Consider the following 10,049-nt stretch of genomic DNA (forward strand, 5'->3'; position numbering starts at 1 on the left):
AGGGCGATTAAGGAGTAACCATTAGCGGATGATGTTTCATAAAACTAATGTATATTCGCCCTAGTATTTATATAGTTGACGGTTTCACCTGGTCGACTAATGTAGCTCCGAAGATACCCGTCGTATTGTTACCCGCTACCTTACTACAGGAGGTGGAAAAAATGGATGAATTTAAAAAGGAACTTAAAAAATTGAACGTTGACAAATTTCAGGGCGGAAAAGTAACGCCTTGGGACAATCAAATGCAGAAAGATGCTGTTTTGGTTCAAAGAAGATGCGGCCGCTGCAGTTGTTCTTGCCGTTGTTCCTGCAGCTGCTCTTGTAGCTGCTCCTGCAGTTGTTCCTGCAGCTGTTCCTGCAGTTGTTCTTGCAGTTGTTCTTGCAGCTGTTCCTGCAGTTGCTTCTTCTTTTGCTTCTTTATCCGTTAAGGAAAGTTTCGAAAGGAAATGGTGGTTCTTCGAGAAAGTGAGGCAGCCTCTGCATAGGGAAGTAATGACCTAGCAGGGGCTTCTTCTCTAAAAGATCTGGCATGAGGGACAAATAGCCGTACATAAGATGACTGTGAAAGTGATGGTGCAGATTTGAGATTGACTCATGGTAAGGAGGAGTGACATGACAAATTTGAACCCTACTATGCGTCTGAAAGTAAAAAGGGACACGTTTTTTCTCCCTGATCCAAATGGCAGCGTGTATTTTCGCAACAACGTTGGCTCATTCCGCATGGAAGGCAGTGGGATCGATCAGTGGATTGAAAAACTGTTGCCAGTGTTCAATGGGGAGCATACGTTGGACGATCTCACTGAAGGGTTGCCGGACGAATACCGTGATCGTGTGTTTGAAATCGCAGAAAGCTTGTTCCAAAACGGATTTGTTCAGGATGTAAGTCAAGAACTTCCCCATCAATTGACGGACAAGATTCGAAAACAGTATGCGTCTCAAATTGAATTTTTGAACCATTTCGCTGATTCTGGTGCTTATCGTTTTCAGTGTTATCGTCAAGCGAAAGTGTTGGCGGTAGGCTCTGGTCCATTCTTTGTCTCCCTGGCTTCAGCGCTCCTGGATTCTGGCTTGCCCAAATTCCACTTGCTAATCACAGATTCGGTACCGACCAATCGAGAGCGGCTAAAGGAACTGGCGGTACATGCACACAAAATGGACGCCGACGTTGCGATTGAGGAGCTTGGCCTGCAGATCAAGGGTGAGAGTTCTTGGTGGGAGGCCGTACAGGCATTTGATTTTATCTTGTACGTGTCGCAGGAGGGCGATGTCGAGGAACTGCGGATTCTTCATAGGGTTTGCAGGGAGGAAGGAAAGGTGCTGCTGCCAGCCATGTGTTTGCAGCAAGTAGGTCTAGCGGGGCCACTGGTACACCCTGACTCTACGGTATGTTTGGAGTCGGCGTTGCGCCGCATCCATGAAGCCGCGCTCAGCAAAGACCCACAGCTGAACACATTCTCTTCCACTGCAGGAGCGATGCTGGCAAATGTAATCGTGTTTGAATTGATCAAAACGGTTACGGCTGTGAACGAAACGGAAATGAAGAATCATGTATTCCTGCTTGATCTGGAGACATTGGAAGGAAGCTGGAATTCGATCATGCCCCATCCGTTGGTGACAGAACAAACGGGGATCAAATGGGTTGAAAATCTCGATCCACTTCTCGAACAGGAGTCGGTCAAAGGTGAGTCAAGCGGATTGGTTTCTTACTTCAGTTCGTTGACATCATCGAAGACAGGGATTTTCCATATGTGGGAGGAAGGTGACTTACACCAGCTTCCATTGGCACAGTGCCGCGTTCAAGCAGCTGATCCGCTGTCTGAGGGGCCGGCAAAGCTGTTGCCGGAGATGGTCTGTACGGGCATGACACATGAAGAGGCGAGAAAGGAAGCGGGATTGGCTGGACTTGAAGCATATTTTTCACGTATGGTCGGGACGTACAAAACGGAGTTTCCTACTGAAATAGGAATGGTAGATCCAGATGAATTTGTTGGCGTGGGAGTAGGAGAAACCGTTGCGGAGAGTGTGTGTCGTGCGCTGCAACAATGTTTGTCTGAAGAACTGGGTAAGCAGCAGATGGATCAAAAACCTCATGTCTTTCGAGTACAAAGTACAGTAGAAGATAAACATTGCCAGTTTTATATGCAAGCATTGACCACAATAAAAGGAGCACCGATGATCGGCTTGGGAGCGGAAGTGTTCGGCTTTCCTGTTGTTTGGGTTGGTACAGGTGAGTACTGGTATGGCAGTGTTGGCTTGAACGTAACATTTGCGCTGCGAAAGTCGTTGCAACAGGCATTATGTAGGGAACAAAACAAAGCGGACCTCCTACTGCCGCAAGCGTTAGAGGTTTCATCCGTTCTACTGGAAGATCGTGAGCAAGAGAGCCTTGAGATTCCCGCGGTTGAAGAAGAGGCACAAACGGACGTACTGCAGTCCGCCTTGCAGGTTTTGAAACGGAATCATAAGCAGATCTTCCTCTTTGAATTTGAGCTGGAACCGTTTTTGAAAAAGGAAATGGCCGGGGTGTTTGGTGTGTTGCTGCGAGAGGAGGTGTCCAAGTGAGCGCAGTCGTTATGGTTGTCGGAGAAGGGCTGTTGGCAGATTTCGTGTGTCGAGCGCTGTCTACTACCTATCAGATTGTGCATCAACACGATTTGAAGGCAGGGTTACCGAAAACGGCTGATTTGGCTCTGGTGTTGGACGATGCCTGGCATCCAAGTGTATATCAAGAGGCGGAAAAGGTGTTTCAACCAGCCGGCATTCCTTGGTTACGCGGTTTCGTTACATTTGGTGAAGGTGTGATCGGGCCACTGGTTCGCCCTGGTATTCCGGGGTGTTCCCAGTGTGCAGGCCTTCGACAACTTATGGCGGGACGTGATCGCAAGGAGATGTGGGAGCTGCAAAAGAGGCTCGAAGAGTTCGGAGGAATGCGCCATGACGCATGGGCATCACACAATGGACTTTTGCAGATGACTCACCTGCTAGTGGCGGAAGCGCAAAGGGTGTTGACAGGCGATCAGGCCCACTCGGAAGGTCGGATGTTTTTCATGAACTTAAAAACGCTTAAGTCCTCACTTCACTTCATTCTGCCCGAGCCGTCATGTCAGGTATGCGGTCAATTGACTGAGGACTCATCGATGGCGGCCAGTATTTCGCTGCAGCCCAGTCCGAAAAGCAGCATCGACAGTTACCGCTGTCAGTCGATGGATGTCCTAAAGAAAGTGCTGAGTAGAGATTATCTGGATTTCCGGACAGGCCTTTTGAATGGGAAAATGCGTGACCTCGTGTCACCGTTTGCCGACGTGAGTGTGAATCTGCCGATGTTCAGGGGAGACGAGTCTACAGCAGGTCGGACTCATTCCTATGCACAAAGTGAGATGACAGCCATTTTAGAGGGCTTGGAACGGTATTGTGGCTTAGTCCCCCGAGGCAAACGGACAGTGGTCCATGACAGTTTTCACAATATTGCGGATCAAGCACTCGATCCCGTCACGGTTGGGTTGCATACAAAGGAACAATATGAGATCCCAGGTTTTCCGTTCAAAATGTTTGATCCTGATGAACCGATCGATTGGGTATGGGGCTATTCCTTTTTACAAGAGCGGCCGATTTTGGTTCCGGAGCTGCTAGCCTATTACGGCTTGGGCTATCGTCAAGGGTTAGTCTTTGAAACTTCCAATGGATGTGCGTTAGGCGGAAGTCTGGAAGAAGCAATTTTCTACGGTATTTTGGAAGTGGTGGAGCGTGATTCGTTCCTGATGACTTGGTACGCAAAACTACCGCTCCCTCGCCTAGACCCTTATTCTGCGAATGACCAAGAACTGAGTTTAATGGTCGAACGTTTGCAGGCGGTTGCAGGATATGATGTCTATTTGTTTAACGCGACGATGGAGAATGGGATTCCGAGTGTGTGGACGCTGGTGAAAAACAGGAAACAAAAGGGATTGAATCTTATTTGTGCGGGGGGAGCCCATCCGGACCCTATAAGGGCGGTAAAGAGCTCGTTGCACGAGGTAGCAGCCATGTTGCTAACACTTGAAGAGAAATTCGAGTCGAACCGCGAGGAATATGAGCGAATGTTTCACGATCCATTCCTGGTGAAGAAAATGGAGGATCATTCAATGCTATACGCTTTACCGGAAGCGGAAGAGCGCATGCAATTTTTACTGAATGATCATGGTCCATTGCGAACGTTTGAAGAGGAATTCAAACAGAAGGTGAGGCATGCAGACCTGACAGATGATCTGAAGGAGATTCTCCAGTCGTTTCGCGATTTGAATCTCGATGTGATCGTGGTGGACCAGACGACACCTGAAATCTTACGAAACGGACTGCATTGCGTAAAAGTACTGATTCCGGGGATGCTGCCGATGACGTTTGGACAACATTTTACCCGCGTGTCGGGATTAGAGAGGGTATTACGTGTACCCGCGGACCTTGGATTTGTGAAGCAACCACTCACATATGAGCAGCTCAATCCACATCCACATCCGTTTCCATAAGGCGTGATGAGGAGGAACAAGGATGAATTTGGATGAATTTCTGTACAATCTGCATTTTGACACTGATAAGGCAAGACCTCTGGACTTTGAAGTGGAATGGGACGATGCACCACTTCCATTTAAGCTCTACCGTGGCTTGCCTGTGATTCCCTTTTCTCCAGATACACCACTTACACTGTTCAAAAAAGAGACGCCAGTGAAGCCCACCCTGCACGTAATCGGTCATTTTCTTTGGTACGTATACGGACTAACTCAATTCAGCCATTCTGCCCCTGACACGGACTTTGCAGAACCAGCTTTTGGTCCGATGCAATTGTACCGGAGGTTTATTCCCTCCGGTGGCTCGTTGTATCCAAATGAATTATATGTATATCTGAAGCTAGAGGATGCTCCCACAGGAATTTACCATTATGATGTGGTACACCACCGATTGGTGTTGTTGAGGAGCGGAAATTTCGACTCCTATATTGCGCAGGCCCTAGGCGAGCGTTGTGACATTTTCGCTTGCTTTGCTACTGTTTTCGTGTCAACCATGTTTTGGAAAAATTTCTTTAAATACAATAACTTTTCCTATCGCTTGCAAGGACAAGATGCTGGCGTGCTGATCGGACAATTACTGGAGGTCGCGAAACGGTTTGGCTTTGAATCGGGGGTGTACTTCCAGTTTCTTGACCGGGCAATCAATCATCTGCTCGGGCTGTCCGAACGGGAGGAGAGCGTATATGCGGTCATACCACTAGCGATTGAGTCTGGTATCACTTGGTTTGGGAAAGGGAGTGGCGGTGATCGGATTGTTTCTGCCGCCGAATTGTGCCGGGAGTTGCCAGCAATTCAGCATGATCATTATGTTCGGTCACAGAGGGTCCTAGAGTATCCGACGCTGCTTAAAATGAACGAAGTGTCATTGCAGGACTCGCCGCGATCGTTTCGCCAGATCGAAGGGAAGAAGAAGTTTACCTATGCGGACCATTCGGTGACACTGCCAAACGTGAAGCGCATGTCTTATGATCTGGCATCGGTCTGCCGAAAGCGGTTTTCACCGGGAATGAATTTCTTTTTAGATAAGGTCAGCCAAAAGCAACTAGCCACTCTGTTGCAAGAAGTGACTGCTTCCTTCGTTTATCGAAATGATTTGGATGAAGAACAGGAGAATCCCCAATCACGTGTGGCGCTGTACTGCTGTTTGTATAACGTAGAAGGCATTCCGGACGGTGCTTACCGCTATGACAGTGCGAATCATGCATTGCGTCTGGTACGACTTGGAGATCATCGGCACTGGCTGCAAAAGGGAATGTATATGGAAACTGTTAACCTGTTCCAAACTCCACTCTGCTTTCATGTGTCAGGGGCTAAGGATCACCTCATACCAGCACTCGGGTATAGAGGGTACCGCATCCAACAGATGGAATCCGGCATGCTCGTGCAACGGTTACTGTTAGCCGCGTCGGCCATCGGGATGCAGGGGCACGCGCTCCTTGGATATGATTCGAACATCTCTGATGAGATTTACCAGATGGCTCCGATTGGGGAAACGAGCCTCATTCAAATTCCTGTTGGTTCCCATCATGCTAGTCCTAAGTTGGAGGGGAGCTTGCGTAGCTAGGAAATAATGGAGAAATTAGGCAGTCCGTCGGTGAACGGACTGCCTTTTCATTTCATCATCTACGGTTTAGTCTCATGTTGTATGGCATTATCTTCAAGCACATTGTACTGGCCTGTAATGCGTACGTTGGAAACCTTGTTGCTGCGGATGTCATTAGCGGAGACGTAGTTGCCGTTATTTGCAAGCGAGAGTCCATGTCTCTGGTTGTGTGTCGAACTGTTGACCAGAATCGAGGCGAAGCCTGCTCCGGAAATCTCATGGATTCCGTCTCCGCCGTTGTGGGAGATGTAAACGCGGATGGTGAATCCTTTGATTTCGATGTGAGTCCCGTAGATGGCGAAGGCTGTGTTTAGGCGCTTTGCACCGTCGAGAACGACGCTGCCTTTCGCGATGAGGCCTCAAGACAGAGTAGCCGTCCCATTTCCTTGGTACATGCACACATAGGCGCGCGCCCACATAAGAATAGAAGTAAGCGAAATCCGAATGTGGGAGGTGGCAGCCGTGTCCAGCATTTTGATGGCATTATCGATGATGGTCAAAGAGCTGGTTGTGCTCGTCGGATACGTCAAAAATAACGCGTTTCCACAACCGTTGTCTGAAGTGGACGAGGAGAAATTCCTGCGCCTGATGGCAACCGGTGACCCGTTCGCACGCAACAAACTGATTGAGCATAACCTTCGGTTGGTGGCTCATATTGTGAAGAAATTCGAAAACACAGGTGAGGATAGCGAAGATTTGATCTCGATTGGTACGATCGGGTTAATTAAAGCGATCGAGAGCTATCAGGTTGACAAAGGTACTAAGCTGGCTACCTATGCTGCAAGATGCATTGAAAATGAAATCCTCATGCATCTTCGCAGCCTGAAAAAAACAAAAAAAGACGTTTCCTTGCACGATCCGATCGGAATGGATAAGGAAGGAAATGAGATCACGCTCATTGATGTACTTGGTACAGAAACAGACGAAGTAGTTGATGCAGTACAATTAAAGCTTGAGTCCAGTAAAATTTATCAGCATATTCATATCCTCGATGACAGGGAAAAAGAAGTCATCATCGGCCGGTTTGGGCTGGATCAGGATAAAGAGAAGACGCAGCGAGAGATCGCGCGCGAGCTGGGGATTTCACGATCGTATGTGTCGCGCATTGAAAAACGGGCATTGATGAAGCTGTTCAATGAGTTTTATCGGGTAAAGCAGACGCAGGGGAGATAGGGGAGCAGCAACAAACGACTGCGAACAGGGAAGCAGCCGTCGGCGCAACGAAGTCGACGGCTGTTATTTTCTTTTCGAAAAGAGTGTGTTGAAGGGGAGTTAAATTATTCGTTTTCCTTTCGTTTTATTCCCAAACTCTATCTCAAGGTCAATTGCTGCGCAATCTCCCAGACATGTCCAGCCGGATCTGTGAAGGCAGCAGTTCGTACTCCCCACGGGCGGTCCACTGGACCGTTTAGTAGAGCAATGCCGCGTGTACTCAATTCGTTACATACTGCATCCACATCATCCACCCCGATAGTAAATTGGAAACGAGATCCGGATTCTCGGGTTGCTACTTTTCCAGGACAGAGCAAATCGTATGCCTCGGAAATTTCCAGGAGGTTAATGCTCATATTTCCGAATTTGTATACCGCAGACACATCGTCTTCATATACGGCGGAGAATCCAAATACATCTTGATAAAACACCTTTACCTTTTGCAAATCTTCCACAAACAACGTAACAACATCAACATTCAACGACCCTAAAGATCTCATAGACACACTCCTTCACATTAGGATTAAAACGTTAATCTAAGTCATTATTGGCTACTATACTATACTCGATGATTTGATATTTCTTTTCATTTGCTATGTTGATCTTTTTTTAGCTCTCCAGTCAAAGCATTTAGAGATGTTCCACGATCTATTCGAGATTGAGCCAAATAAAAAGATCCCCTGTTCATTCCATGTTGGACATGACCAGGGGATCATACTTTGCAATTTTCATGCACGAAATCACCTCTCTATTTATTTGGTAGTGATTTTCTTGAACATTTCTGCATAAGCCAGTTCGCGTTTTCTTTCGCCTGCTTGATAAGCTTTATCCAAAACTTCTAACGACTCGATAACAGATTTTAATAATCGAAACATGTGACATTTCCTCCTGATAGATGATGTTTATCCTTTAATCATTAATTGATGGCGTTTGTTTTGTAATACTTCATAACCTTTGTTTAACGTTTTGAACCACTCGACTGTAGATTTCCATGTCTTTACCATTTTGAATTACCTCCGTGTTTTTGTTGTACCTTTATTATCTCTGCTTCGTTTTCTTTTCACAAAGTCGCTATTCGCTTATGAAAGCGACAATCATTGGTACTGGAAGCGAATGAAAACGACTTCATGAGGACCAATCTCAATATTTCGAGGTTATGCTCTGTATTTCTCATCTTTTCATAAATCAATGAACGCTTCGTGAATATTTTTGTTACATGCTGCTGGTACATTTACTGGGAATCGCAGCGATGTATTTGGCTGGAATTTTGTTTCGTTATGCAATGTTTACCATTTCAGAGGTATAAAAAAGCGCCCTGAGGGCGCGTCGGAGATTAACGAGTGGGTGAATGTTACATTTTTTATGGGGAGATAAGGAATCAGTGAAAATAGGAGGATTGTTGTTGCTGTTCAACTAGCACATAGTGTTAAACCCTATCCTCCCGACATGTATGCAATTAGAATAATGACATTACATTTTTTAATCCGCTAATGAAGACATAGAAAGAAAAGTAGAGAAATAGTAACCCTGACGCTAATGAGAAGACTCGAAGCATTTTAGCACCCATTAACTTTCCACCAATACTACTTAAATAGGCAAGAAAAGCTCCCCAAACGATTGATACCGTTACAAATCCAAAGAAAAATGGCACCAAACTTTGGTCGACAGATGAATTACCAATCGTTGAACTAACAACACTTCCTCCAACCGTTGCAAACCATACTAATGCTGTAGGAGCAGAAACAACTAACCATATACCAGTAAAGAAATATGCCCACAAGGATCTCTTCGCAACGTCTTTTCCTTCTAACGTAATTTGCTTAGGCGAAAAGAAATCTTTTATTGCCTGATACGTTAAATAGCAAAGCATGATTGTTCCACCAATCCATAAAATATTTTGGAAAATAGAACTAGATTGTAACAACAATGCGATTCCTAACACAGAAAGTACTGCATAAACCATATCACCCACTGCACAGCCTATTGAAAAAATAAAAGCAGGTAAAAAACCTTTTGTAATGCCTGTTCGAATAAGAGCGAGATTTCCCGTTCCAAGTTCAAGTACGAGAGACATACCAATTAAAACGCCTGAGATGTAGAGTGCCATAATAATCATCCTTTCTCAAATAAAAAAGCTCTCGCCTCTAAAATAAGAGACGAGAGCATAACTACCCGTGGTATGTAGGTGCCACAAAATGTGACAGCTTTTACCGTTGTTAACGAGGCCTCCCCCGATGTCCCTGCTAAATTTCAGGACATTTTTCCAAAGTGAGTTGACTCAAATTGATTGCATAAGGTATGCATCGTCATCATTAGCGTCAACATCATAAACTCACTTCTTCAACCAACTTAATATGGAGTTGTTCTGATTATACAAGCACTATAGTAAATAAGCAATGATGTATCTTGAATCCGGATCTAGTTGGAATCGTGTAATGCAGGGGAGGCTGGCAGAGGGGAGTGGAGTTCCTTTAGGAAGCTATGGAAAGAAGGCCCTTAATTAAGAGTCTGTAAAATATTCTGTGTAAACTCTCAACCTCCTAATTTACAATTAAATTAGAAAGGTTGGGATTTTTTATGAGTCTCATGTCGAAAGAGCAATTAAAGCAGTGGATCAAAGAGAAAAATATGAAGTCGGTGGACGATGTCCAATCTGCATTAAAAGACCTGTTCTCTGAGACCATCCAAGACAT

At 45.8% G+C, this 10,049-nt stretch carries 8 protein-coding genes; 5 read left to right on the top strand and 3 right to left on the bottom strand.

The features are described from left to right. The first annotated feature begins 161 nt into the window (after nt 1-161). The 5 genes from EDM56_RS09425 (at nt 162) to sigK (ending at nt 7,317) form a co-directional block, all read left to right on the top strand. Nucleotides 162-428, top strand: a complete 267-nt coding sequence (locus EDM56_RS09425) for a heterocycloanthracin/sonorensin family bacteriocin (protein WP_122917626.1) — start codon at nt 162-164, stop codon at nt 426-428. Nucleotides 429-612: 184 nt separating this feature from the next. Beyond that, on the top strand, nt 613-2,562 hold the full coding sequence (locus tag EDM56_RS09430) for a putative thiazole-containing bacteriocin maturation protein (protein ID WP_122917627.1): 1,950 nt from the start codon (nt 613-615) through the stop codon (nt 2,560-2,562). After that, nucleotides 2,559-4,502, top strand: coding sequence for a TOMM precursor leader peptide-binding protein (locus tag EDM56_RS09435; RefSeq protein ID WP_122917628.1), 1,944 nt, complete (start codon nt 2,559-2,561; stop codon nt 4,500-4,502). Before EDM56_RS09430 ends, EDM56_RS09435 begins: the two co-directional genes overlap by 4 nt. Before the next feature lie 22 nt (nt 4,503-4,524). Beyond that, on the top strand, nt 4,525-6,105 hold the full coding sequence (locus tag EDM56_RS09440) for a SagB family peptide dehydrogenase (protein ID WP_122917629.1): 1,581 nt from the start codon (nt 4,525-4,527) through the stop codon (nt 6,103-6,105). Between the two features lie 501 nt (nt 6,106-6,606). Then, nucleotides 6,607-7,317 (top strand): RNA polymerase sporulation sigma factor SigK, encoded by a 711-nt coding sequence (sigK, locus tag EDM56_RS09445; protein ID WP_122917630.1) that lies wholly within the window; start codon nt 6,607-6,609, stop codon nt 7,315-7,317. A 137-nt stretch (nt 7,318-7,454) separates the two neighbouring features. On the opposite strand, the gene EDM56_RS09450 is transcribed toward sigK, so the two are convergent. The 3 genes from EDM56_RS09450 to EDM56_RS09455 form a co-directional block, all read right to left on the bottom strand. Further along, nucleotides 7,455-7,856: a VOC family protein gene (locus tag EDM56_RS09450; protein ID WP_122917631.1), complete on the bottom strand. Its 402-nt coding sequence runs from the start codon at nt 7,854-7,856 to the stop codon at nt 7,455-7,457. A 252-nt stretch (nt 7,857-8,108) separates the two neighbouring features. Then, nucleotides 8,109-8,231 (bottom strand): hypothetical protein, encoded by a 123-nt coding sequence (locus tag EDM56_RS32060; protein ID WP_281274946.1) that lies wholly within the window; start codon nt 8,229-8,231, stop codon nt 8,109-8,111. Nucleotides 8,232-8,812: 581 nt separating this feature from the next. Beyond that, the gene (locus EDM56_RS09455) at nt 8,813-9,463 is read right to left on the bottom strand and encodes a LysE family translocator (RefSeq protein ID WP_183192365.1); all 651 of its coding nucleotides are present in this window, start codon (nt 9,461-9,463) and stop codon (nt 8,813-8,815) included. Between the last annotated feature and the right edge of the window lie 586 nt (nt 9,464-10,049).

Origin of the sequence: Brevibacillus fluminis (assembly GCF_003710825.1) — a bacterium.
Taxonomy (GTDB): domain Bacteria; phylum Bacillota; class Bacilli; order Brevibacillales; family Brevibacillaceae; genus Brevibacillus_D; species Brevibacillus_D fluminis.